At 66.1% G+C, this 22035-nt stretch carries 28 protein-coding genes, 1 tRNA gene, 2 pseudogenes and 1 other annotated feature; of the genes and pseudogenes, 22 read left to right on the forward strand and 9 right to left on the reverse strand.

The window, feature by feature from the left end:
* Positions 1–71: 71 nt before the first annotated feature.
* The gene (locus ACZ5QD_RS16205) at positions 72–698 is read right to left on the reverse strand and encodes a TetR/AcrR family transcriptional regulator (protein WP_006896187.1); all 627 of its coding nucleotides are present in this window, start codon (positions 696–698) and stop codon (positions 72–74) included.
* Between the two features lie 114 nt (positions 699–812).
* Here ACZ5QD_RS16205 and ACZ5QD_RS16210 point away from each other — a divergent pair, with 114 nt between their 5' ends.
* A complete protein-coding gene (locus ACZ5QD_RS16210; RefSeq protein ID WP_006896186.1) occupies positions 813–1289 on the forward strand; it encodes a PaaI family thioesterase in 477 nt (158 codons plus the stop codon).
* Here ACZ5QD_RS16210 and ACZ5QD_RS16215 read toward each other — a convergent pair.
* On the reverse strand, positions 1286–2305 hold the full coding sequence (locus ACZ5QD_RS16215) for an IS481 family transposase (protein ID WP_168699674.1): 1020 nt from the start codon (positions 2303–2305) through the stop codon (positions 1286–1288). The genes ACZ5QD_RS16210 and ACZ5QD_RS16215 overlap by 4 nt on opposite strands.
* Positions 2306–3071: 766 nt before the next feature.
* On the opposite strand from ACZ5QD_RS16215, the gene ACZ5QD_RS16220 reads away from it, so the two are divergent.
* Entirely contained in the window at positions 3072–3980 is a 909-nt protein-coding gene (locus tag ACZ5QD_RS16220; RefSeq protein WP_039867934.1) for a DUF4192 family protein, read from the forward strand.
* 18 nt (positions 3981–3998) lie between these two features.
* Here the strand turns inward: ACZ5QD_RS16220 and ACZ5QD_RS16225 are convergent, their stop codons facing one another.
* Positions 3999–4151, reverse strand: a complete 153-nt coding sequence (locus ACZ5QD_RS16225) for a hypothetical protein (RefSeq protein ID WP_156150526.1) — start codon at positions 4149–4151, stop codon at positions 3999–4001.
* 468 nt (positions 4152–4619) lie between these two features.
* Here ACZ5QD_RS16225 and ACZ5QD_RS16230 point away from each other — a divergent pair, with 468 nt between their 5' ends.
* The 7 genes from ACZ5QD_RS16230 (at position 4620) to ACZ5QD_RS16260 (ending at position 8165) form a co-directional block, all read left to right on the forward strand.
* Complete coding sequence (locus tag ACZ5QD_RS16230) at positions 4620–5084, forward strand: hypothetical protein (protein WP_006897723.1); 465 nt, start codon at positions 4620–4622, stop codon at positions 5082–5084.
* Between the two features lie 180 nt (positions 5085–5264).
* The gene (nrdH, locus tag ACZ5QD_RS16235) at positions 5265–5507 is read left to right on the forward strand and encodes a glutaredoxin-like protein NrdH (RefSeq protein WP_006897724.1); all 243 of its coding nucleotides are present in this window, start codon (positions 5265–5267) and stop codon (positions 5505–5507) included.
* 29 nt (positions 5508–5536) lie between these two features.
* The gene (locus ACZ5QD_RS16240; RefSeq protein WP_006897725.1) at positions 5537–6229 is read left to right on the forward strand and encodes a hypothetical protein; all 693 of its coding nucleotides are present in this window, start codon (positions 5537–5539) and stop codon (positions 6227–6229) included.
* A 21-nt stretch (positions 6230–6250) separates the two neighbouring features.
* A complete protein-coding gene (locus ACZ5QD_RS16245) occupies positions 6251–6682 on the forward strand; it encodes a hypothetical protein (protein WP_006897726.1) in 432 nt (143 codons plus the stop codon).
* Positions 6682–6873, forward strand: a complete 192-nt coding sequence (locus tag ACZ5QD_RS16250; RefSeq protein WP_006897727.1) for a hypothetical protein — start codon at positions 6682–6684, stop codon at positions 6871–6873. The genes ACZ5QD_RS16245 and ACZ5QD_RS16250 overlap by 1 nt, the downstream gene beginning before the upstream one ends.
* 75 nt (positions 6874–6948) lie before the next feature.
* Positions 6949–7197 (forward strand): hypothetical protein, encoded by a 249-nt coding sequence (locus ACZ5QD_RS16255; protein WP_006897728.1) that lies wholly within the window; start codon positions 6949–6951, stop codon positions 7195–7197.
* Positions 7194–8165 carry a Fic/DOC family protein gene (locus ACZ5QD_RS16260; RefSeq protein ID WP_006897729.1) on the forward strand — a complete coding sequence of 324 codons (972 nt, stop codon included), beginning with the start codon at positions 7194–7196 and terminating at the stop codon, positions 8163–8165. Before ACZ5QD_RS16255 ends, ACZ5QD_RS16260 begins: the two co-directional genes overlap by 4 nt.
* On the opposite strand, the gene ACZ5QD_RS16265 is transcribed toward ACZ5QD_RS16260, so the two are convergent.
* A complete protein-coding gene (locus ACZ5QD_RS16265; RefSeq protein WP_006897730.1) occupies positions 8162–8515 on the reverse strand; it encodes a hypothetical protein in 354 nt (117 codons plus the stop codon). The genes ACZ5QD_RS16260 and ACZ5QD_RS16265 overlap by 4 nt on opposite strands.
* 204 nt (positions 8516–8719) lie before the next feature.
* Between ACZ5QD_RS16265 and ACZ5QD_RS16270 the strand changes: the two genes are divergently transcribed.
* Both ACZ5QD_RS16270 and ACZ5QD_RS16275 read left to right on the forward strand, forming a co-directional pair.
* Positions 8720–9253, forward strand: a complete 534-nt coding sequence (locus ACZ5QD_RS16270) for a hypothetical protein (protein ID WP_006897731.1) — start codon at positions 8720–8722, stop codon at positions 9251–9253.
* 389 nt (positions 9254–9642) lie between these two features.
* Positions 9643–9942 (forward strand): hypothetical protein, encoded by a 300-nt coding sequence (locus ACZ5QD_RS16275; RefSeq protein ID WP_464366941.1) that lies wholly within the window; start codon positions 9643–9645, stop codon positions 9940–9942.
* Here the strand turns inward: ACZ5QD_RS16275 and ACZ5QD_RS16280 are convergent.
* A protein-coding gene (locus tag ACZ5QD_RS16280) for an IS3 family transposase (RefSeq protein WP_085948520.1) occupies positions 9909–11131 on the reverse strand; the annotation gives its coding sequence in 2 pieces (ribosomal slippage) (positions 9909–10852 and positions 10852–11131; 1224 coding nt in all). The two genes, ACZ5QD_RS16275 and ACZ5QD_RS16280, sit on opposite strands and share 34 nt — an antisense overlap.
* Positions 10729–10862: a sequence feature (AL1L pseudoknot), on the reverse strand. (Overlaps the previous gene by 134 nt.)
* An 85-nt stretch (positions 11132–11216) precedes the next feature.
* Between ACZ5QD_RS16280 and ACZ5QD_RS16285 the strand changes: the two genes are divergently transcribed.
* Both ACZ5QD_RS16285 and ACZ5QD_RS16290 read left to right on the forward strand, forming a co-directional pair.
* Positions 11217–11301: transfer RNA gene (locus ACZ5QD_RS16285), tRNA-Ser, on the forward strand.
* Between the two features lie 211 nt (positions 11302–11512).
* Positions 11513–11824 (forward strand): transposase, encoded by a 312-nt coding sequence (locus ACZ5QD_RS16290; RefSeq protein WP_278127090.1) that lies wholly within the window; start codon positions 11513–11515, stop codon positions 11822–11824.
* Here the strand turns inward: ACZ5QD_RS16290 and ACZ5QD_RS16295 are convergent.
* Entirely contained in the window at positions 11786–12943 is a 1158-nt protein-coding gene (locus ACZ5QD_RS16295; RefSeq protein WP_006896665.1) for an IS30 family transposase, read from the reverse strand. The two genes, ACZ5QD_RS16290 and ACZ5QD_RS16295, sit on opposite strands and share 39 nt — an antisense overlap.
* Before the next feature lie 123 nt (positions 12944–13066).
* Between ACZ5QD_RS16295 and ACZ5QD_RS16300 the strand changes: the two genes are divergently transcribed.
* Entirely contained in the window at positions 13067–13996 is a 930-nt protein-coding gene (locus ACZ5QD_RS16300; protein ID WP_045537938.1) for an IS3 family transposase, read from the forward strand.
* A 30-nt stretch (positions 13997–14026) separates the two neighbouring features.
* Here the strand turns inward: ACZ5QD_RS16300 and ACZ5QD_RS16305 are convergent.
* Positions 14027–14566 (reverse strand): annotated as a pseudogene (locus tag ACZ5QD_RS16305) (alpha/beta hydrolase); the annotation flags it as partial.
* A gap of 137 nt (positions 14567–14703) precedes the next feature.
* Here ACZ5QD_RS16305 and ACZ5QD_RS16310 point away from each other — a divergent pair.
* The 3 genes from ACZ5QD_RS16310 to ACZ5QD_RS16320 are packed head-to-tail and all read left to right on the forward strand — an operon-like array spanning position 14704 to position 16290.
* On the forward strand, positions 14704–15396 hold the full coding sequence (locus ACZ5QD_RS16310) for a hypothetical protein (protein ID WP_045537928.1): 693 nt from the start codon (positions 14704–14706) through the stop codon (positions 15394–15396).
* 31 nt (positions 15397–15427) lie between these two features.
* Positions 15428–15922: an SRPBCC family protein gene (locus ACZ5QD_RS16315; RefSeq protein WP_464366942.1), complete on the forward strand. Its 495-nt coding sequence runs from the start codon at positions 15428–15430 to the stop codon at positions 15920–15922.
* Positions 15919–16290, forward strand: coding sequence for an SRPBCC family protein (locus ACZ5QD_RS16320; protein ID WP_082083923.1), 372 nt, complete (start codon positions 15919–15921; stop codon positions 16288–16290). The genes ACZ5QD_RS16315 and ACZ5QD_RS16320 overlap by 4 nt, the downstream gene beginning before the upstream one ends.
* Positions 16291–16311: 21 nt before the next feature.
* Here the strand turns inward: ACZ5QD_RS16320 and ACZ5QD_RS16325 are convergent, their stop codons facing one another.
* Complete coding sequence (locus tag ACZ5QD_RS16325; protein ID WP_045537924.1) at positions 16312–17349, reverse strand: LacI family DNA-binding transcriptional regulator; 1038 nt, start codon at positions 17347–17349, stop codon at positions 16312–16314.
* A 124-nt stretch (positions 17350–17473) separates the two neighbouring features.
* On the opposite strand from ACZ5QD_RS16325, the gene ACZ5QD_RS16330 reads away from it, so the two are divergent.
* Entirely contained in the window at positions 17474–18661 is a 1188-nt protein-coding gene (locus ACZ5QD_RS16330; protein ID WP_045537921.1) for an acyl-CoA dehydrogenase family protein, read from the forward strand.
* On the forward strand, positions 18658–19782 hold the full coding sequence (locus ACZ5QD_RS16335) for a CaiB/BaiF CoA transferase family protein (RefSeq protein ID WP_045537919.1): 1125 nt from the start codon (positions 18658–18660) through the stop codon (positions 19780–19782). The genes ACZ5QD_RS16330 and ACZ5QD_RS16335 overlap by 4 nt, the downstream gene beginning before the upstream one ends.
* A gap of 13 nt (positions 19783–19795) precedes the next feature.
* Here the strand turns inward: ACZ5QD_RS16335 and ACZ5QD_RS16340 are convergent, their stop codons facing one another.
* The gene (locus ACZ5QD_RS16340; protein ID WP_006897488.1) at positions 19796–20275 is read right to left on the reverse strand and encodes a winged helix-turn-helix transcriptional regulator; all 480 of its coding nucleotides are present in this window, start codon (positions 20273–20275) and stop codon (positions 19796–19798) included.
* Between the two features lie 110 nt (positions 20276–20385).
* Between ACZ5QD_RS16340 and ACZ5QD_RS16345 the strand changes: the two genes are divergently transcribed.
* The 3 genes and pseudogenes from ACZ5QD_RS16345 to ACZ5QD_RS16355 all read left to right on the forward strand — a co-directional run bounded on the left by ACZ5QD_RS16345 (position 20386) and on the right by ACZ5QD_RS16355 (position 22011).
* Positions 20386–20802 (forward strand): PaaI family thioesterase, encoded by a 417-nt coding sequence (locus tag ACZ5QD_RS16345; protein ID WP_006897487.1) that lies wholly within the window; start codon positions 20386–20388, stop codon positions 20800–20802.
* A 33-nt stretch (positions 20803–20835) separates the two neighbouring features.
* A pseudogene (locus ACZ5QD_RS16350) lies at positions 20836–21465 on the forward strand (cysteine hydrolase family protein); the annotation flags it as partial.
* A 33-nt stretch (positions 21466–21498) separates the two neighbouring features.
* A complete protein-coding gene (locus ACZ5QD_RS16355) occupies positions 21499–22011 on the forward strand; it encodes a TIGR03086 family metal-binding protein (RefSeq protein WP_464367279.1) in 513 nt (170 codons plus the stop codon).
* The last annotated feature ends 24 nt before the right edge of the window (positions 22012–22035 follow it).

Consider the following 22035-nt stretch of genomic DNA (forward strand, 5'->3'; position numbering starts at 1 on the left):
CTCGACCCAGCCCGTCTACGAAACCGACGGTATCGTTACGGTACTAGCAGTACCGTAGATGGGGAAGGAGGTCAGGAGGTTTGGTGTCGCCGGTGGGCCATGAGGAAATCGTCGACAAGCTGTTCGAGATCGCCAACGGTCATCGACCGAATGCCCGTGAGCTTGGCAAAGACAAGGGGGCCCGCCAGTTGAGTGACTGCCATGGTCAAATCGAGGTCGCCGAGCTCCGCCGTGGCCACGTCACTCGTCAAAACTCGATCGAATGGTTCTCGATACTGCTCGACGACTCGACGACGCAGTGGCGCGAGCGCGTTCTGATCCCCGTCGGATTGCCCGGATTGCCGGGGCTGCTCGGGAAGCATTGCCAACCATGCCAGCGTCGTCAACTGCAGCGGTGCCTGCTCAATAAGCTCAGCCTGCCGCTGCATCAGCTTCAGCAGGTCATCACGGATCGACGTCGTCGTCTCGGGGGTCTCGGCCTGAGGCAACAATCGCTCGAAGGCAGCCGCCACCAGATCTGTGGAGCTCTCGAAGTGACGATACAAGGTGGTGCGAGCAACACGAGACAGTCGAGTGACCGCCTCCACGGTAACGGCTTCGACCCCGCCACTGTTCAGCAAGGTCACCGCAGCATCCAACAAACGCTGACGCGACCGAACCCGCCTCGGGTCAACATCGTCGGAATCGATGGTTTCCACCTGGCCACTCCCTATATAGCCAAAATCACGAACCCCTGACTGCACAACAATACCGTCGGTAACAGAGCGAAACTGCCAGTGGCGGTACCGATTGAAGGCTCAGAAAGGTCACTTATGAGGGGCGACAAACCACTACCAGCACACGCACCATGGTGCATGGGATGCGGCGAAGACAACCCCAATGGCCTGCACCTCGAGGTACACCTGCACGGCGACCACGTCTACGCCGACCTGCAATTCGACGAGCGCCACTCAGGAGCCCCGGGACTCGCCCACGGCGGAGCCATCTCAGCGGCATGCGATGACATCATGGGTTTCACCCTGTGGATCGCCGAGACACCCGCAGTCACCCGAACCCTCACCGTGGAGTATCGACGCCCGGTCCCACTGCACACCCCCGTGCACATCACCGCCTCCCTCGTCGACGAAACCGACCGCGCGCTCTTCATCGAAGCCAACGGTACTGTCGGCGACACAACCTATTTCGCCGCAGAAGCGGTCTTCGTAAAGGTCGACTTGAGTCATTTTCTTCGTCACGGAGACTGGGGCGCCACAGCAGACCTCATCACCAGATTCTTTCAGGCCGACTAGCTGTACTGACCCGACAGGTTGGGTACGCGGTCGGCGGGTGAGTTGCCTCGGAGTGCGGTGTGGCCGCGTTCGTGATTGTAGATGCGAAGGAACTCGGGGAAGGCCGCGACGCGTTCGGTTTCACTGAGGTAGGGACGGGCGTAGGCCCATTCCTCCTGCAGGGTCCGGTTGAATCGTTCGACCTTGCCGTTGGTTTGCGGCCGGTACGGTCTGGTCCACTTGTGCTTGATCTTGTTGTCGTGCAACAAGTCCCGAAATATGCGGGACCGGTAACACGACCCGTTGTCGGTCATCACTCGCGCGGTGGTGACACCGATCGAGGCGAAGTGCGCCAACGCCCGAGTCATGAACGCGGTCGCGGTTTCCTTCTTCTCATCAGCGAGGATCTCGGAGTAGGCGTAGCGGGAGTGGTCGTCGACGGCGTGATGCAGATACGCGTACCCCAGGTTGGGGCGGCCAGCAACTTTGCGGGTTCGTCCAGGCTCGCGGTGGGCACTGGAGTTGCGGGTGCCCTGGGCGCGGCCGTGTACGCGATGTCCACCGCCGTCGGGGATTCTGCCGAGCTTTTTGATGTCGACGTGGATCAAGTCTCCGGGCGCTTGGTGTTCGTACCGGCGAATCTCGCGTCTGCGGGCACGTACCGGCGCCCCGGTTGCCGGGTCGATCCACGACAGTCGTAGGCAGCCGTAGCGGGTGAGGATGCGGTGCACCGTGGAGACGTTCAACCCCAGGTGGTATCCGATCCGGGCTGGCCCCCAGCGGCGGGAGACGCGTAACCCGACGACCCGGCGTTCCCGGCGCCGGCTGGTGCGATGCGGACACGATCGGGGCCGGCTGGACCGATCACCCATTCCGGCCGGCCCGTGGTCGCGGTAGCGATCCGCCCATCGCTTGGCCGTGGTGACTGACACGTTGAACCGGTCAGCTGCGCGGCGCAGTGGCCACCGGTCGTCCACAACACACCGAGCCAGACGCAACCGGCCAGTCGGGGACAGCGGTGAATTACGGTGGGACATGAAGACCTCCGGGTTGAGGAGCGGTTCTTAGACAGCTCCACACCTCACTCGGAGGTCTTCCCTATGTCACGTCGACTCGCCGAACTCTGTACCTAACGTTCCGGGTCAGTACAACTAGCGACCGCCAGGCACGCCACCAAGCAGAAGAGTCGCCCCGCATCCACCAGCTGGCCCATCCTTGCGCACCCGCATTGAGATCCCCGCCGCTGTGGTCAAGCAGGGGGCACCCAGTCCGAGCAGCCCTCGGCACCGCCAGCCCTGCCGACCCCAGCGCCACGTCAACCGGACCTGACGCCTCCGGCGTCCAAGACGGCCCGTCCGATGCCGGCTCCTACCGTCGCCTCAACCATCGGGAATGAACCGCTACGCGGTGCCTCACACCGAGAAAAGCGCTCGGTGTTTGTGTTGTTCCCACCATTCTTTTTAACTCGTCGCTGCGCTACAAGGGCGTGACTCCGGTCGCTGCGCTCCCTCCGGCCCTACGGGCTCGAAAACAATGTCCACGCGGTCGCTGCGCTCCCTTATTTCGCGGACATTCTTTCCGCTCATCCCTTTCCGCTCCACTCCTCGCTAAAACGATGGCCGGTAACAACACAAAGCCGCCACATCAACAGTTTGGAAGGTATCGCCATGAATCAGCCCACCGACACCGCAACGAAAAGTCGGCGGCGTCCTCGCGCGCCGCCGCCAGCGCCACCACACCGACCACCGTCAGACAGAGCGGCACACAGGACCTGTGCCGACCAACGATGAAAGGCCAACCATCATGGCTATCAAGATCAGCACCGACACCGACATCGTCACCTCCGCAGCCGGAGTCATCGGCTTCGCACCGCGCGAATCCATCGTCACCATAATGCTCACGAACGACCAGCAGATGGCCTTCACCGCCCGCCATGACATTGCGGACAACAAGCTGCACAATGTCGGCGCAGTCGGCGAGAGTCTCGATGCCCAGTCCGCGATCGTCGTCATCGTCTCCGAAGAACTCGACGCGGCCGACGTTGAGCAGCTCGCCGCCCAGGCCACCACCGTCTACGCGGCCCACGGCATCGCAGTCGTCCGCCGACTGCACGCGCCCGTCATCCAGTACGGAGCCCGCTGGACCAACCTCGACACCAAGGACACCGGACTCGTCGACGATCCCGACGCGTCGACCGCCGGACTCTACAGCCGACTGACCGGAGGAGCGCCCACCGACAGCCGCGAGACGCTCGTCGCCGACATCGAGCGCACCGTCGCCGAATACACCGGCGACGACTACGCCCGCATCACCGCCAGCCGAGCACTCGACGAACTCAGCACCGTGATCACACATGGCACGCCGACCGAGGTCGCACCGGACGAACTCGCTAAGAGCCTTGCGACCTACTCGCGCATGGGAGGGTTCCGCGACGCAATCCTTCGTCTGGCCCTCAGCGAACGTGGCGCCGCCGCCGAGGCCCTCATCGAGCTGGCCCGGCACCTCCGAGGACAGGACCGCGCACACCTGCTCACCGCAGCAGCCGCTGCGATCTACCTCACCGGCAACGGAGGTAAAGCCCGAATGCTCCTTGACGCAGCCAGAACCGCCGCAGACGGTGACTTGCTCGGCATCGGCATGATCCTCACCCGCGTCCTTGAGAGCGGGATCCCGCCGGAGATCCTCGCCGAGGCCATCGCCGCCACCGACTAGGCAGCAGTGAGCCGGTGGTCAGACCAAAACGGCCTGACCACCGGCATCGCCGTCCACACCGCGCGACGCCCACGACACATCGACGCCCACCACACCCGACGCCGCCGAACCGAAGGCGCCAGCGAACACCGCTGGAACAGACGCGACCGCGACCTCTACCTCAGACATCATGAATCCACCCTACGTCCGCACCCCACAGCGACGCCGCCCCATCGAGGGGCAGGCGCCCGCACCGGACGCGCCGCACGCCAGCGGCAGCCGGTAATCCCTGCCGGACCCGCGCCACGTCTGCCCGTTCCTGACGCCTCCGGCGTCCGAGACGGCCCGTCCGATGCCGGCGACTAGCGTCACCTCACCCATCGGAACGAACCGGCTTCGCCGGTGCGGCCCCTTGCCAACCCCACGCGAGCGACGGGGTTTGTTGTGAGGCCAATTCTTTTCACTTCGCTCACTCCACGCAAGGGCCTGACTCCTCGCTACGCTCGTCGGCCCTACAGGCTCGAAACAATATCCACGCGCTCACATACGTTCGCTTATTTCGCGGACATTCTTTCGCTCACACCCTTGCGTTCCGATCACTCAGTAAACGATGGCCGGCAACAACAAATCCCCACCCACCAACAGTCAGGAATAACCCTCATGACCCAGCGAACCACCACCGCGCAAGAAACGATCGAAATCGACAACAATATGCCGCGCGGCCTGCGCCGATCGCTAACCGAAAAGGACACCACCATGTATGCCCCGGCCGTCATCCCCAACGACCTCGCCAGCACCTACACCGGAATCTTCTGGACCGCCGCCAACAACCTCACCGGCCACGACGACGACGTCATCACCGCCGCCACCCGCGCAGCCGCCGTCAACGAACACCATGCACGCATCATCGAACAGCTCGCCGTCAACCGCGCCCAGAAACTCCACCCCACCAGCATCGACCCCCACAACCCGCCGACCCGCTGGACCTGGTGGCAACACCACCTCTCCCGACTGCAATCCTGGACCGTCCTCGCCACCCTCGCCGACGAATACGCCAGCCACGACGACCACCTACAGGGCCTCCGCAGCGGCACCTGGCAACCCGCACCCACCACCAACGAATAGCCCCAAACACCCCAAGAAGAAGGCGAAGTACGACGTCGAAGAAAACAAAGTAACCGCCCGACGAATCGACATATAATCGTTGCCTAAAATACTCGAATAAGCCTAGCAATATCGCGCGTACTCGATTATGATGAAAGAAACGAACACGGCTCGACTCGCACTAGATCAGGATACGAAACAATGAGCACAGAGACCCCTACCATCACCGTCTACACAAAGCCCGCATGCGTGCAATGCAACGCCACCTACAAAGCTCTCGACAAGGCCGGAATAACCTACGTTGCCGTCGACATCTCCACCAACGACGACGCCCGCGACTACGTCCTTTCACTCGGCTACCTCCAAGCCCCCGTCGTCGTCGCCGGAGACGACCACTGGTCAGGGTTCCGCCCCGACCGCATCAAGCAGCTCGCCGCCGCATAACCCACCGCAAGGCCAGAAGGGACCACACCATGACCGGCACCGACCACGACGCGCACCAGCCCGCCGACACCGTGCCGGCCACCACCAACGAGGAAGACGACGACATGACCGCGACCCTGGAGCATCCCGCACTCGAGACCGTCCACGACGCCACCGACACCCTCGTCGGCCTCCCCACTGACCTCGACGACATCGACGCCCAGATCCACGCCGAACTCGACTTCCTTACCTCCCTCATCTGGTCGCCGGCCACCGCGGCCGCCATCCACGCCCTCGTCGGCGACCACCAGCACCGCGACAGCACCGGCGGCTACCCGGCCGACCGAATCCCGATGAATCATCCGTTGTTTCTCAGCCCGATCCACGGCCGGATCTTCCGGACTGTCGTCGAGCTCGTCGACGAAGGCGCGCCCGTCACCCCGCAGATCCTCATGACCCGCATCGGCACCACGGACCGCGCCGCCCGCCAAACCCTCATCACCATCGCTGCACCCACCGGCCACGGCCCACTCCCCGGCGGCAGCGACGTCCCGTACCTCAGCCGCGGCATCGTCGACGCCTACTACCGCCGCGGCTACACCGCACTCCTCGCCCGAATGCAGATCGCGCTCGAGGACGCCGACACCGACGACCTCGCCGGCCACTGGACCACCCTCACCAACCACCAGCAAGCAGCCGAACGCCGCCGGTTCGCCGTCACCGACGCCCTCGCCAAGCTCTGATCCAGCAGAAGGAGAAGACCGATGAACGCCCGCCACCTCGACCACATCACCGAACACCATCCACGGCAGCAGCTGCATGTCCCCTACCTCCTGCTGCACGGACCGATCACCGACCGCAGCCCCGCCGCCGACCTCCACACCGAGCCGTCCGGCCGGGTCACAGTCCGCCGGCACCCGGTCAACCGCGCCGACTTCATGGTCCGCATCACGTGCGCCGGCCACCCCGACCCCGTGTGGACCAACGCCGGCAACCTCGCACACCGCCGCTGCGACGACTGCCTCGACATCTGGACCGACCGGGCCGCCGAAGCACACGAGATCAGCGGAACCGCCGACGCCAGCCTCTACGCGCTCACCGACCTCACCACCACTGTCGCCGGCCGCCGAGAAGCCTTCCTCCTGCACGCCAACGAACTCCCCGACTCCTGGTACGAGGACGAAGGAGACCAGTAATGGCCACCCCAACGACCTCACAACAGATCCAGGACGAGGACGACGCCGCGCGCCTGCGCCACGAGGGACGGTCCTGGTCCCTCGTGGCGCAGGCCCTCGGCGTCACCACCGCGACCGCCAAACTCATGGCCGCAGCCAGCGACCAGCGCGCGACTGACCGAGCCCAAGAACATCAGATCGCACTGTTCTGACAAGACCGACGAGAAGAGGACCCGGCTATGGTTTCAAGCCCGACATATACTGGACACCCAAACGAAGGGGGAGCCATGACCACGAAGAAGCGTGTACTCAGCGTGCAGGAGTGCCGTGCTCGGGCAGCAGCACTGCCGGAGGAGTGGTACAGCGCCAGTGCTTCCGCAGCCTCAACGATGGCCGGCATGCCGCTGACCACTGAGGACTTCGACGCCCTGCGCAGGATGCGCAGCGGGGAAACGACCTTCGCAGAAGAGCGCGACCGCATCTTGTCGGAGACCCGACAGCGCACCGCTCAGACACGTCAGGCCAAAGCCGAGTGAGCACAGAAGACCCCAACGACATCGAGGTCCCGGCCAATAAGGTCGGGGCCTCGACTGTTGAAGAACTCGAGGCAGTCGAACGCCTCGCAGCAGCGAAGCGGATCATCGAACTCGACTCCTACGACTACCTCGACCGCGATGACTACGATCCCGGGCTGCGTCCAGAGGTTCTGACTGCACTCGAAGCCCGACGCTTCGACGTCAGCTACCTCCAGGCCATTCACGCCTACATCCTCCAGGATGTCTACGACTGGAGTGGACAACTGCGTGTGGCCGGGCAGCACACATTCGCAATGGGGATCAAGCATGCACCACCTGAAGTTATGCGTCAGCACCTTCCCCTGTTGGAATCCGATATTGCCTTGGATCGCCCGGACCTCGACACCCCAGCCCAGCAGGCGCTCGAAACAGCAGCACATCACTGGTCGCAGATGACCTACCTGCATCCTTTCGTCGACGGAAACTCCCGCTCCCAGCGCGTGTTCTTCAATGAGTACCTACGCGACGCCGGCTGGGACATCGACTGGAACAAGGTCGACGCCGGAGCGGTCCACGCTGCTCGCCACGTCAGTCTCGTGTTCAACGACCCGACCTACCTCGCGGCCCAACTTGATCGCGGTCTCGTCGGGTTCGGCGACCCCGCAGCGGTTGGATCACTCGGCGAACTAATGCAAGTCGAGTACGCGCGCGACAAGAAGTCAGTCGAAGACATCTACTTAGCGATGTTCGGGTACGCCGAGGAGGCAACGGCAGACAACGGTCGAAACGGATACACCTTCATCAAGGACTACGCAGCCGCTCAGCGGCCGCAAAGTGCTGCTGAACGCGCCGCCCGACTTGCGTCGCGTGGCACCAGCCGTACGTCTCCTACGACCCAATCATCGCGGAGCAACCCGATACCGAGCTCCCGGCCGACAGGAAGTTCCGAACGATCTGGCTGGCGGCACTCATCATCCCCTGAGCGCTAGTCCCCGCTCTCTAAGCCGCTCCTCTCTTCGCCATGATCGTTCAACAGCGCATGCACACGCTGGCGGCTTACCCCGAGCGTGGCCCCAATCTCCGGCAGCGATATTCCCTGGTTCCGCATGAACTGCGCCAGCGCCAATCTGGACCGCACCGACTCCCTATTCGCGGCCTTGAGTGCGGTGTCGGCGGCTTCGACGTCGCCGACCAGCCGAGCAAGGTCCGCAGGCCACCGAATCGACCTCCCCGATTCCTCAGCGAGCATCCGCACCTGACGTAGTGAAACACGCCCCACTCCGACGACGAACCAGCCGTCGCCGGCCCGCTCCACGATGATCTCGCCCATGACGTTCATCGAAGACCTCCCGCCCACATCTGTCAATAGCCTATTGACGGGCGAATTGGTGTCCGACTACGGTATGTGGTACCCAGCTCTGCCTCCGGGAGGTGAGAAGGTGGTTCCCGCAACGATTTGGACGGTCGAAGTAGAAGGGGACCACCCCGATGGATGAAACACGCCCGGACCTGGCAGCCAGGGACGAACTAGGAGGTAGGCACGATGTTGAACGCACTCGAGACACTGCGGGGACAGCTGATCGAGCAGGAGATGCCGACGGACAAGATCGAGCAGGAGCTCGAGGCCGCCGAAGTGCAGATCGCGACTCTGATCACCGAGCACACGCACCTGCTGAACGCACAGTGGAGGCGGGACCACCCCGGCAGGCAGCCGACGTTCCCGGAGTTGCAGAAGCTGCACAAGCGGGCTCGGATGATGGGCGAGGAAGTGTTTCTGGCCCAGTTGACCGAGATGCCAACGGATCGGGAGGAGCCGGAGCCGGAGCTGCAACAGTCGCGCACGACGAATTGGTGGCTCGACGAGACCCTCGAACCGAGCGAGCAGATGCAGGAGTTGGCCGATCTACTGTGGCCGGACCGGACGGTTCGGTTCCGGGTGTGGGCGGCGGATCTGCTCGAAGCGCGGAGGCTCGACCACCTGCCGGTGCCCAGCAGTCCGCAGGACGCTCTCGCGGGCGACGTCGCGGACGAGGTCGATCGCGTACTGATGACAATCAGCTCTCAATCTTCGACCTAGACGACTACCGCGCCCCGAGTAATCCGGCGCTGGCCGACCCTGGCGGCACCGTTTTGCCACCGGCCGACGGGAGGACACTGCCTACAGTCGATCAGGACGAGCCTGGCGTGCCGATGTCCCAGTGGTCGACGCGGAAGGTCGAGATGGCCCGGCGGCCCGACGGAAGCATGGTCGCTGTTGACGCCGACACGACTGTGGCCGGGTTAGAACCGGATCCTGCTCCACTCGACGAGGCCCGCGCCGATCACGACCAGGACACTCGCTCATCGACAGCCTCACCGGTCACGACGGAGCACTCGTCTCGACCCGCTGCGGCAAGGTTCGTGCATCCAGGTCACCAACTCGTACCCACCGGAGCGAAAGCTCGCGCGCGTGCCAACATCGCCGCGGTGCAGATCGTCCGCACCTGCCGTGAGGAACAGCGACCAGCGACGCCTGCTGAGCAGGACGTCCTCGCTCAATGGTCAGGATGGGGCGCGATTCCGGAGATCTTCGACGAATCAAGAGGCGAATGGGCCGCGGACCGAGCCCGGCTACGCGAGCTGCTTGGACCCGACGAGTGGGCAGATGCCCGTGCTTCCACGCTCAACGCTCACTACACCGACCCTGCAATCGCCCAAGTCATGTGTGAAGCGCCCTGGGTTTCGTTCCGTGGTTACACGGTCGCGGGCGCGGTCGTCGTGGTGTGAGTGTAGGTCGCTTCGACGTTCGCCGGGGTGCGGTAGCCGAGAGCTTCGTGGAGCCGGGAGGTGTTCCACCAGTGGACCCAGCCCATCGTGGCGAGCTCAACCTCGCTGACTGACTCCCAGATCCGCTTGGAGTAGATCAACTCCGCCTTGTATAGGCCGTTCACTGTCTCGGCCAGCGCGTTATCGTAGCTATCGCCGACGGTACCTACTGAAGCCGTAACTCCCGCGGCGAGCAGAGCGTCCGAATAGGCGAGCGAAACGTATTGACTACCCCTGTCGGAATGGTGGATCAATCCGCTTTCGTTCCTGCTCACCCCGGTGGACTGCAGTGCATGCTCCAGTGCGAGCAATGGCAGAGACTCCGTGTGGAGCGTGGGCGCGACCGCCCAGCCGACAATTCTGCGACTGAAGACATCGGTAACGAATGCGACGTAGCAGAACCCGGAGAGCATCCGGACGTAGGTGATGTCGGCGACCCAAAGCTGCTGCGGTCGATCCGCGACGAACCGCCGTTCAACGAGGTCCGGGCGCTGGTCATCTCCGTCTGCGGAGCAGGTGGTGACGGGCTTTCGACCTCGGCGAACGCCCTGCAGGCCGGCGATCTTCATCAGCCTCGCGACCTGGTCGCGACCGACGTTCCATCCTGCGTGGCGCATTGCGTGCCACATCTTCCGGACCCCATAGACGCTGTAGTTCGCCTGATGAATCCGCTGCACCTCCTCCGCCAGCATCTCGTCCCGAACGCTGCGAGCGGAGGCCGGCCTGTTCTTGGCAGCGCGGTATCCGCGGGAGGTGATGAACCCACATTCTGTCGCACTGAGGATGCGGCAGATGGCCTCGACCCCGAACTTCTCGCGATGCATGTCGACGAACGCGATCATTTCGTCGTGGGGCGGTCGAGTTCCGCTGCGAAAAACGCTGAGGCGGCCTTCAGGATCTCGTTCGCACGTCGCGCCTCGGCGAGCTCCCGCCGGAGACGGCGATTCTCCTCCTCGAGCGGCTCTCCCGGTCCGACCGGCTCGGTGGCGCCGTAGCGATTGCACCAGATCCGCAGCGTCTCTGTGCCGACACCGAGCTGCGGCGCGACGGCACGGATCGATGCTGCGCGAGGGCCGCCCTCGCGGGCTTGGCGGTCGTAGACCATGCGCACGGCACGCTCACGCAGCTCTGGACTGAACTTCTTGGGCATACTCCGATTCTCCTTGCTGAGACTCGGAACGGAACCCAGGGCGCTTCACGACAGGGCCGGACTCTGACGTACCCTTGCTGGTCAGGGAAGCGTGGCAGAGCGGCCGAATGCACTCGCCTTGAAAGCGAGCGTGGGTAAAACCACCGGGGGTTCAAATCCCTCCGCTTCCGCACATATCCCCTGATCTGCACCGCAGGTCAGGGGGTATTTTTGTCGGTCTGTGACCATGCGTTCCACGGGGGTTAAAGGCCAGAATGTGTGTACGGTTCGGGCGTGGCGTCGGGTGGTTTACCGGTTTCGGCCTCCCCATCCGTGTTGGATGCCGTTTGAATCGTCCCGGGTTTGATGGAGGCAGGTTTGACCGGAAGGGACACTTGTTTCATGCCTCGCCCATCGAAGTACTCGAAGGAGTTGCGGGACCGTGCCACGCGGATGGCCATCGATGCCCGTAGCGATCCTGCGACCGCGCCGGGTGCGTTGGCGCGGATCGCCAAGCAACTCGATATCCACCCCGAGACTCTGCGGAACTGGGTCCGCCGCGTCGAGAAGGGCCAAGCCGAAACCCCTGGCGTGGAGACGGTCTCCGATATCGAGAGGATCCGTCAGCTCGAGCGTGAGAACGCGGAGTTGCGGCGGGCGAACGAGATGGCGGATTCAAGCGGTGGGCGCAAGAAGCTCTGCGAGCTTCTCTGATGGTGTCAGATAGCCCAGAGTCTTGCGCGGTCGGCTGTTGAGGCTGTCCTGGATCGCGTCCAACTCCTCGCGGGTGACGGCGCTCAGGTCGGTGCCCTTGGGCAGGTACTGACGCAACAGGCCGTTGGTGTTCTCGTTGCTCCCGCGCTGCCAGGGCGAGTGGGGATCGCAGAAGTAGATCGGGATACCCGTGGCAGTGGTGAACGCCGCGTGCTGCGACATCTCCGCGCCCTGGTCCCAGGTGATCGTTCTGGCCAACGAGGACGGTAGTTTGCTGATCGCGGCGCGCATCGCTGCCTCGACCTGCTCGGCTGTCTTGCCATCTGGGAGGTGCAACAGCAGCGTCATCCGCGTCGATCGCTCGACGAGCGTCCCGACCGCGCTGCGGCTGCCCTCGCCAAGGATGAGGTCGCCTTCCCAGTGTCCGGGCACGGCGCGGTCGTCGGCTTCTGCGGGGCGTTCGCTGAGCATCACCATGCCGGGGATCCGGCCGCGGCCGTCAGTGGTGCCGCGGGGCTTTCGGGCCGCTCTTCCGGACCGTAGACACCGCGCCAACTCGCGGCGCAACTCGCCTCGGCCCTGGACAAACAGGGACTGGTAGATCGTCTCGTGGCTCACGCGCATCTCCGGATCATCGGCGTGATCCAACCGTAGGCGCGCCGCGATCTCCTCGGGGGACCACAACTGCTCCAGCCGGCTGGAGACCTCCTCGAGCAACCGGCCTGACGCGAGCTTGAAAGACTTCGGCCGACGAGCTTGATCGCGAGCGCGTTCGTGCGCATGCCATGCCGAGTAGCCGCAGCGACCACCGCCGCGCTTCACCTCGCGGCTGATGGTCGACACCGCGCGCCCCAGGTGCTCGGCGATCGCGGTGAAGGTGTCGCCACGATTGATCCCCACCAGGATCTGCTCGCGCTCGTCAATCGTCAGGCAGCCCTGGCGTGGCTCCCAGCCGAACGGCTTGGCGTCGGCGTGCCTGCCGGTGCGGGCCATGATCCCGACCATCGGCGCGCTGCAGCCGATCTCCTTGGCGATGTCGACCAGCCGCCAACCCCTCGCATGCAGCCTGAGTGCCAGCCGCTTCTGCTCCCGACTGAGATGACCGTGCTTGCCCTGCATCCGGATCCTCCTGTGATCAGTGACTGCCTCATCTCACAGGACTCGTTGCACTGACCGCTTGAATCCGCCGATCTTGAAGACCGCGTCGGCTTTCTTCGCGGCCGAGCTCGACCGGCCACGCCGCTGATCGTCGATTTCATCGACCAGTACCGCCGTCGATGGCCCGTCGAGGCGATCTGCACCGCCCTCACCGAGGCCGGATGCGCGATCGCGCCATCGACCTACTACGCCGCCCGAGGCCGCGGTCCATCGGCCCGCGCCCTGCGCGACGAGGAACTCAAAGAACAGATCATGGACGTCTACGAAGACTCCGGCGGTATCTATGGGCGCCGCAAGATCCGCGCCGCACTCGCCCGCAAAGGGATAACGGTCGCGAAGTGCACGGTCGAACGATTGTGCGGTGACCTGGGAATCCGTGGGGTGGTGCGCGGGAAGTTCCCGCGCACCACGAAACCAGCGGCCGAGACCGAACACCCCGGTGATCTCGTTGACCGCGCATTCGCCGCGACAGCGCCGAATCAGCTGTGGGTTGCCGACATCACCTACGTCCGCACCGATGCCGGCTGGGTCTACGTGGCATTCGTCTTGGACGTGTTCTCGCGGATGATCGTCGGCTGGCAGACCTCGACCCGCATGTTCGCCGACCTGGCGATCGACGCCCTCGCGATGGGCTTGTGGCTGCGGCGTCGGACCGGCCAGGACATCACTGGCCTGATTCATCATTCCGACCGCGGAGTCCAGTATCGAGCGGTGCGCTACACCCAGGCCCTCGACGAGGCCGGCGCCGTCGCCTCAGTCGGCTCGCGCGGGGACTCCTACGACAACGCGATGGCCGAAGCCCTGAACTCGCTGTACAAGCACGAGCTGATTTACCGGAAGGGCCCGTGGCGATCGACGAACGCCGTCGAGATCGCGACTGCCGAATGGGTCCATTGGTACAACACCGCCCGACTGCACGGCGAACTCGATCACCGGCCACCGACAGAGATCGAGGACCTCTACTGGCAGCAGCACGCTGCTGCCGAGACTGAACCTGCACTACAGAACAAATGATCGGTCTCTAACAAACCCGGGACTTGACAGCCCGTAACTAGGCACCATGATCGGCGCGCGTCCGAGGCGAGCGCCGATCAGGTCGCGCACCGCGAGTGCGGTGACCTTTGCGGATGTGACCGGCGGAATCGCCATCGACGCCGCCAGTCCGTCGGTGAAGGGGCACTGCGCGATGACTGCGGCGATGCGGTGATCACGCGCGGCGGTATGGATCACGTGGCCACCGCCGAAGGACGTTCCCCAGATCACCACGCGCTCGGGATCGACGTCGTCCAGAGTCCGCGCGTACGCGATCGCCGCGCGCCAGTCGTCGAGCTGGCTGCCGATGTCGAGCAGTTGGCGTGGCTCACCGCTGCTGGCGCCGAAGTGCCGGTAGTCGAAGACCAGGCATCGGTATCCGGCGTCGGCGAAGCGGTCCGCGAAGGCGTCGAGCCGCATCTCCTTCACGCCGGCGAGACCGTGCGCCATGACGATGATCGGCCTGGGCGTGCCGGCCGCGTCGGCGGGCTCGTACAGCCAGCCGGCGCAGGTCCCGCCGGTCGAAGGAAAGGTCACATCGTTTCGAGGCATGCTCCGACGATATAGAATGAGATCCAAATATGGAAGTGATTCCAACTGTGGATTGTCTTCGCCGACGGTCCGGACGGTGCTGCTCCTCCCCGGTCCGGCGATTCGACTATCGGGGCGTGACGCCGTAGCGTTTTCGGGTGCACTCCGACGACGACACGAGAGTCCCCGCATGGCGGGTGGCCGGCGAAATCCCCGTTCCGTTCTCCGACGCCCTCGCTGCGTGGGCCGTCGCGGCCCGGGAGGCCTTGATCGAGACCGCGCGCGTGTACGGCTCGCTCATCACCCAGGCTGAGCTGGGATTCCAGGTTCAGAGTCAGACCGGCATCAAGGCCGGCGCTCCGGTGCGCAAGTGGATCGCCGATCTCCTCGGCGCCGTCACCGAGGGGCAGGACGACGGCGAACCGCTCCTGGCGTCGCTGTGTGTGCTGCTCGACCAGACAGCCGGTGATGCTTACGCGCATGCGCTCGGTGTCGCGGGCCGGTCCGTCCCCGCTGATCTCGACTCGGATGCGGCGCATGTGCGGTTCCGCTGCTACGAGTTCTTCGGCGCGACGATCCCGGCGGGTGCCCGCCCGACGCTGGCTCCCCGGGTAGCGGAGAAGCGCGCCGCTCGCGGTCCGGCACGACCGCCCAAGGCGGCCAAGTCGCCGGCGAAGGCGGCCAAGTCCGCTGCGCCGGGAACGAAGCCCGCGGCCGCGGCCGAACCGAAGCCGAAGAAGGCCAAGGCCAAACCCAAAGCCGACCCGAAGCCGGAAGAGCCCAAGCCCAAGCTGTGCCCGAACTGCTTCACCGTGCTCTCGACATCGGGTGAATGCGGCTTCTGCTACTGAACGCCGCGCTCGCGGGCTCTATGGTCGAACTGTGAACCCCGAACGTGCTGAGCGCGACCTGGACGAGTCGATCCGCATCCACGTGGCACCTGATCGAGTGTGGTCGCTGTTGATCGATCCCCGGACGATGACGCAGGCGAGTCCGGAACTCTTCGCCACCACCCGCCGTCGTCGCGGACCGCTGCGCGCCGGCGAGACGTTCGTCGGATGGAACCGGAACGGTCTGGCGCTCTGGCCGACGGTCAACACCGTGACGACGTTCGACATCGGCCGGGAGATCGCGTGGCATACGCGATCGAGCGGAGCGGTGTGGACCTACACCTTGACCGCCGACGGTGACGGGACCGTGCTCCGCGAGCGTCGCCAGATGCCCGACGGTGCGTCGGCCACCGCACGGCTGTTCGCCCGCGTCCTGCTCGGCGGTATCGAACGCCATACCGATGAACTCTCCGAGCACGTGTCCGCGACGCTGGCTTGGATCAAGACGGCGTCGGAGGACGCACCCGGTGACGGCCGTCCGGAGTGATCGAGCCGCTTCGGACCGTCATCGGCGAGCGGACCCGCGACCTGCCGGCGCCGCCTCGGGCGGTGTTCGAGGACTTGATCGATCCGAAACGACAGCCCGCGCGTCCGTGGCTGAGCCTCCTGGACGACGAAGCGGTTCCAGGAGTGACGATCGTCGCTTCCGAACATCGGGTGATCTGGTCGTCGATCTGGAAGCGGCGCCCGGACGCCCGAATCGAGTTCGAGCTCGCCTCGCGCGGCAGCGGGACTCGGCTGACGTGGCGGCTCGATGTCACAGGCGAGGTGCCGGACGCATCGTTGACCGGTCATATGCGCAAGCGAGTCAACGAGTTGCTCTTCGCCGGGCTCCGATACAGCTACGGGCAGTGATGTCACCCGTCGACGTACCCGTCAACGCTGCTGCACCGTCGAACCCCGCACGACCAGCCGGACCGGGAGCCGGACGTCGTCCGGTTGGGGGTCGGTGCCGGAGACCATCCCGAGCAGTAGGCGCACTCCCGCCGCACCGATCTCGTGTGCGGGCGTGACGACGGTGGTCAGCGGAACGGGGAGCTGCGCGGCCACCGGGATGTCGTTGTAGCCGACGACGCCGAGATCGCCGGGGATGGACAGACGCAGGTCGCGGGCCACGCCGAGCAGGCCGATCGCCATGGTGTCGCTGACGCAGAAGACGGCGTCGGGCCGGTCGTCGCGGGTGAGCAGTGAGCGGGCCGCGTCGATCCCGCCCTGCACATCCATTCGAGCGTGCGCGATGCGATGGTCGGGGATGCGGACGCCCGCGTCGCTCATCGCGTCGAGGAAGCCCGACAGCCGGTCGTGGCCGGTCGTCGCGAACAGTGGACCGCCCACCGCCGCGATGCGCCGGTATCCGCAGTCGAGCAGATGCCGCCCGGCGAGCGCGCCGCCGAGACGGTCGTCGCCGCCGGCGAAGGGCAGACCAGACCCGGCATGGCGGTTCAATGCCACCGCGGGGACGGTGAGCTTCAATCGGCGGACGAACTCGGCCGCCGGGCTGTGCAGACTGCTGAGGATCAGACCGTCCACCTGACGGCCCGTGAGCAGTTCGATCGCCTGTCGCTGCGCGTCGGGGTCGTCGGGCGGGCTGGACAGGAGCACCGAGTACGAGGCTTCGCGTGCGGCCTGCTCCACGCCCTGGTAGACGGTCGCGACCACGCCGTCGGTGAGCCGGGGCATCACCGCGCCGATGGTCGTGGTGCGCCGGGTGCGCAGGCTCGCGGCCCACAGGTTGGGCTGATAGCCGAGTTCCTGCGCCACCTCGCGGACTCGCTTGGCCGCCTCCGACCATCCGTCGACCGGTTCGGTCTGCCGCAGTACCCGCGAGACCGTGGAGACGTGCACACCGGCACGTTCGGCGATCTCTTTCATCGTCGGCGGGCGCGTGCGGCGCGGGCCGGAGTGATCTGTCATCGGGTGGGTCCTCGTCGATGGGCATTGACGGCTCGCCGCCGTGATGGATACTCTCACTCCACCATATGCAATCGATTGCGCAAAGCATTGCAGCCACGTCGTCCCCGAACTCAGGAGAATCCTCATGGCCGACACCCGCACCGTCACCGAACTCTTCGCCCTCGACGGACTGCTCTCCGACGAGGAGAAGGCGATCCGCGACACCGTCCGGAAGTTCGGCGCGGAGAGGATCCGGCCGCACATCGCGGGCTGGTTCGACGAGGCGCGGATCCCGGCGCGCGAACTGGCCAAGGAACTGGGCGGACTCGGGGTGCTCGGCATGCACCTCGACGGTTACGGCTGTGCGGGAATGAGTGCGGTGACCTACGGCCTGGCGTGCCTGGAACTCGAGGCGATCGACTCGGGCATCCGTTCGCTGGTCTCGGTGCAGGGCTCGCTCGCGATGTTCGCCATCCATCACTGGGGCAGTGAGGAGCAGAAGCAGCAGTGGCTGCCGCAGATGGCGGCGGGCGACGCGCTCGGCTGCTTCGGTCTCACCGAACCGGACTTCGGGTCCGATCCGGGCGGCATGCGCACCCGGGCGGTCCGCGACGGCTCCGACTGGGTGCTCAACGGCGCCAAGATGTGGATCACGAACGGTTCGGTGGCCGACGTCGCGGTGGTGTGGGCCAAGACCGACCTGGCGCAGGGCGCCCGGGGGATCCGCGGCTTCGTCGTCCCGACCGACACGCCCGGATTCTCGGCGCCGGAGATCCGCGCCAAGATGTCGCTGCGCGCATCGGTGACCTCGGAGCTGGTCCTGGAGGACGTGCGTCTGCCCGAATCGGCGATGCTGCCCGAGGCGGCGGGTCTGAGCGGTCCGCTGAGCTGTCTCAACGAGGCGCGCTTCGGGATCATCTTCGGCTCCATCGGTGCCGCCCGCGACTGCCTGGAGACCGCGATCGAGTACGCGTCGACCCGCCGGGTGTTCGACAAGCCGCTGGCCGCCTACCAGCTCACCCAGGCCAAACTGGCCGACATGGCACTCGAGGTCGGTAAGGGACACCTGCTCGCCTACCAGCTCGGCCGGCTCAAGGACGCCGGTGAGGTGGAGCCGGCCCAGGTGAGTCTCGGAAAGCTCAACAACTGCCGGGAGGCGATCAAGATCGCCCGCGAATGCCGCACCATCCTCGCCGCCAACGGGATCACCCTGGAGTACCCGGTGATCCGGCATGCCAACAACCTCGAGTCCGTGCTCACCTACGAGGGCACGTCCGAGGTCCACCAGCTCACCATCGGCCGCGCCCTGACCGGCGAAGCCGCCTTCCGGTGACGGGCGACGGCGCTGGCGGAGCCCTCGACGGGCTGCTGATCGCCGACTTCGGCCGAGTGCTCGCCGGGCCCTACGCGACCATGCTCCTCGCCGACCTCGGCGCCGAGGTGGTGAAGATCGAACGGCCGGGATCGGGTGACGACACGCGGTCGTGGGGGCCGCCGTACGCGGGCGGGCAGGCGACGTACTTCCAGGCGGTGAACCGCAACAAGTCCTCGCTCGCGCTCGATCTGCGCGACGCCGACGATCTCGCCTCGGCTCGGGACCTCGTCGCACGGGCCGACGTGGTGGTCGAGAACTTCCTGCCGGGAGTCATGGACCGGCTGGGTCTGGGCTATTCCGAAGTCGCCGCGGTCAACCCCGGCGTCGTCTACTGCTCGATCACCGGCTTCGGCGGACACAACGACCTGCCCGGATACGACCTCTTGGTGCAGGCCGTCGGCGGTCTGATGAGCATCACCGGCGCGTCGCCGGAGGAGCCGACGAAGGTCGGCGTCGCGCTGGTCGACGTGGTGACCGGTCTGCACGCGGCCGTCGGCATCCTGTCGGCACTGCGCCACCGTGACCGCACCGGCCGAGGACAGCGGGTGGAGGTGAACCTGCTGTCGTCGCTGCTGTCGGCACTGGCCAATCAGGGTTCGGGATACGTCGGCGCGGGTGTGGTCCCGCGGGCCATCGGCAACATGCATCCGAGTGTCGTGCCGTATCAGCCGTTCCCGACGGCCGACCGTCCCCTGATCCTCGCGGTCGGCAACGACCGCCAGTTCTCCGCGCTGACCGCCGAACTCGGCGCCCCCGGGATGGCCGACGATCCGCGGTTCGCCACCAACTCCGACCGCGTCGCCAATCGAGAGTCGCTCATCGACGAACTCACCGAGTTGCTGCGCGCCGACACCGCCGACGGCTGGTTCACCCGATTCGCGGCGGTCGGAGTCCCATGCGGACCGGTCAACGACATCGCCGAGGCGTTCGCACTGGCCGATCGGCTCGGACTGGAACCGATCGCGCAGGTCGACGACGCGCGGCGCGACGCGCCGGTCAGGACGGTGGCCAATCCGATCCGGATGTCGGAGACGCCGCCGGTCTATCGGAGCGCTCCGCCGGAGCTGGGAGAGGACTGACGGCGCGGATGCGTCAGGCGACGGGCCCGGTGGCGCGCTTGCGTGCACCCGGACCCGGTTCATTGCGCACCTCGCGCTGGGGCACGGGGTGCCCGGCGTCGCAGACGATCTCGGTGCGCACCGGAGCGCCGCACCCGCGGTGCACCACGTTCAGCGACGGGCCCGCCGGGTCGGCGCGGTGCTTGTCGCCCCACCGGAGCATGGAGATCAGCACCGGCTGAAGGTCGAGCCCGGCGTCGGTGAGTCGATACTCCTTCCGGCGCCGCGACCCCGGCTCCCGATACTCGGAGGCCACCAGCACGCCGGCGTCGAGGAGCCTGCGCAGACGGTCGGACAGGACCGAGTCGGAGATCCCGGTGTGCTGCTTGATGCGGTCGAACCGGCGCACGCCGTTGAACACCTCGCGGAGCACGAGCACGCTCCAGCGGTCGCCGATGACGTCGAGCGTGCGCTGGACGGAGCAGTTGTCGGTGTCGAAATCCAGCCAGTCCACGTCGCCAGTCTAGCTGGCTTCGATGTTGACAGTCAGTCGATCGGCGATCTAACTTCTCTATCAGAAGTCAGCGGCAACGTGTCGCCGACATCGATCGCAGGAGAGACACGATGACCGACACCGCACCGATTCCGTCGACGTCGAGCGAGTTCATGGACGCTTCCGGGCTCGTCGTCACCGAGGCCTCCGGCACTCGCGTGGAGGGATACGCCGATCTCGACGAGCGGCACCACACGCCGTTCGGTGTGGTCCACGGCGGCGTGTACGCGGCCATCGTCGAAAGCGCGGGCAGCATCGGCGCCAGCGTGGCCGTGGCCGACCGCGGGCAGTTCGCGGTGGGGCTGAACAATTCGACGGACTTCCTGCGGTCGTCGCGAGGTACTCGTGCGCGGGTGGTCGCCGAACCGATCGTTCAGGGCCGCACGCAGCAGCTCTGGCTCGTCCGGATCAGCGACGAGGCCACCGGCAAGGATCTCGCCCGCGGGCAGCTGCGCCTTCAGAACATTCCGCTGCCGGCGGGCGACTGACGCTCTGCGCAGCGCTGTGCGACCATCGATGACGTGGCCGACTACCTCGTTCCCGACTGGGCCGACGCGGCGCTGGTGCTCATCGACGTCCAGCGGGACTTCGTCGACGGCCCGGCTGCTGTGCCGGGCACGCGCGAGGCCCTGCCGGCGATGACGGCGGCGGTCGCGGAGTTCCGTCGGCTCGGCCGGCCGGTGGTCCACATCGTGCGGTCGTACCGCCCGGGGGAGAGCGACGTCGACCTGCTCCGGCGTGCCGCGGTCGAGGCCGGTGACGCGGTCGTCGCGCCGGGCACTCCGGGAGCTGAGATTCCCCCAGATCTGCTGCCCGGTCCCGTCGAGTTCGATTGGGATTCACTGCGATTCGGTGCGGTGCAGCAGATCGGCGCTGCGGAGTACGTGGTGTACAAGCCCCGGTGGTCGGCGTTCTTCCGCACGCCCCTCGACTCGCTGCTCGGTGACCACGACGTGAGCACCGTGGTGGTCGCGGGCTGCAATCTGCCCAACTGCCCCCGGGCCACCCTCTTCGACGCCTCGGAACTCGATTACCGCACCGTCCTGATCTCCGACGCGACCTCGCAGGTCACGCCGGCTCGGCTGGCCGATCTGGAGTCGATCGGCGTGCAACTGCGCACCGCCGACGAGGTGGTCGCGGCACTGGCCGGCGACGAACTGCTCGGTTCCGCGGAGACGCTGTGGGTGGAGTTGCTGGAGCGGGTCGACGGCGATCTCGACCGCGCCGGCGGCTGCGGCGACTGGACGGTCCGACAGCTCGTCGACCATGTCGCGGGCGGTGCGCAGCGGTACGCCATCCTGCTCGACGGCGGCAGCGCGGCGGACACGGCGGCTACCCGCGGTGTCGACTACATCGGCGCCGATGCTGTCGGCAGCTTCTGGGAACAGGAGCACCGACTGCGGGAGGCGGCCGAGCACGCGGATCTGACCGCGCTGGTCGATCACCGGGCCGGGCGGCGCACCGGCGCCTCGCTGATGCATTTGCGGCTGCTGGAACTGACCCTGCACAGCAAGGACCTCGCCGACGCGCTCGGCGTGGAATGGTCGCCCCCGGCGGAACTGGTCGCTCACCTGCTCGATGTGGGCACGCCCATCATCGAGGACCTTCGCGCGCTCGGGTTGTTCGGTCCAGCGCTGCCCGCCGCCTCCGATCACCCCGCCGACCGGCTGCTCGCCGTCGCCGGACGCGGCGCGTGACCGCCCGGCCCCGATAGTCTTTCC

It is taken from the genome of Gordonia sp. J1A, assembly GCF_055393515.1.

Excerpts from the sequence above, each read along its gene's own strand:
- ACZ5QD_RS16330 (WP_045537921.1), top strand. The coding sequence starts at position 17,474 with ATGGCCGACACCCGCACCGTCACCGAACTCTTCGCCCTCGACGGACTG.
- ACZ5QD_RS16270 (WP_006897731.1), top strand. The coding sequence starts at position 8,720 with ATGTTGAACGCACTCGAGACACTGCGGGGACAGCTGATCGAGCAGGAG.
- ACZ5QD_RS16265 (WP_006897730.1), bottom strand. The coding sequence starts at position 8,515 with ATGAACGTCATGGGCGAGATCATCGTGGAGCGGGCCGGCGACGGCTGG.
- ACZ5QD_RS16250 (WP_006897727.1), top strand. The coding sequence starts at position 6,682 with ATGGCCACCCCAACGACCTCACAACAGATCCAGGACGAGGACGACGCC.
- ACZ5QD_RS16295 (WP_006896665.1), bottom strand. The coding sequence starts at position 12,943 with ATGCAGGGCAAGCACGGTCATCTCAGTCGGGAGCAGAAGCGGCTGGCA.
- ACZ5QD_RS16220 (WP_039867934.1), top strand. The coding sequence starts at position 3,072 with ATGGCTATCAAGATCAGCACCGACACCGACATCGTCACCTCCGCAGCC.
- ACZ5QD_RS16245 (WP_006897726.1), top strand. The coding sequence starts at position 6,251 with ATGAACGCCCGCCACCTCGACCACATCACCGAACACCATCCACGGCAG.
- ACZ5QD_RS16345 (WP_006897487.1), top strand. The coding sequence starts at position 20,386 with ATGACCGACACCGCACCGATTCCGTCGACGTCGAGCGAGTTCATGGAC.
- ACZ5QD_RS16255 (WP_006897728.1), top strand. The coding sequence starts at position 6,949 with ATGACCACGAAGAAGCGTGTACTCAGCGTGCAGGAGTGCCGTGCTCGG.
- ACZ5QD_RS16210 (WP_006896186.1), top strand. The coding sequence starts at position 813 with ATGAGGGGCGACAAACCACTACCAGCACACGCACCATGGTGCATGGGA.
- ACZ5QD_RS16240 (WP_006897725.1), top strand. The coding sequence starts at position 5,537 with ATGACCGGCACCGACCACGACGCGCACCAGCCCGCCGACACCGTGCCG.
- ACZ5QD_RS16230 (WP_006897723.1), top strand. The coding sequence starts at position 4,620 with ATGACCCAGCGAACCACCACCGCGCAAGAAACGATCGAAATCGACAAC.
- nrdH (WP_006897724.1), top strand. The coding sequence starts at position 5,265 with ATGAGCACAGAGACCCCTACCATCACCGTCTACACAAAGCCCGCATGC.
- ACZ5QD_RS16325 (WP_045537924.1), bottom strand. The coding sequence starts at position 17,349 with ATGACAGATCACTCCGGCCCGCGCCGCACGCGCCCGCCGACGATGAAA.
- ACZ5QD_RS16225 (WP_156150526.1), bottom strand. The coding sequence starts at position 4,151 with ATGATGTCTGAGGTAGAGGTCGCGGTCGCGTCTGTTCCAGCGGTGTTC.
- ACZ5QD_RS16215 (WP_168699674.1), bottom strand. The coding sequence starts at position 2,305 with ATGTCCCACCGTAATTCACCGCTGTCCCCGACTGGCCGGTTGCGTCTG.
- ACZ5QD_RS16290 (WP_278127090.1), top strand. The coding sequence starts at position 11,513 with ATGCCTCGCCCATCGAAGTACTCGAAGGAGTTGCGGGACCGTGCCACG.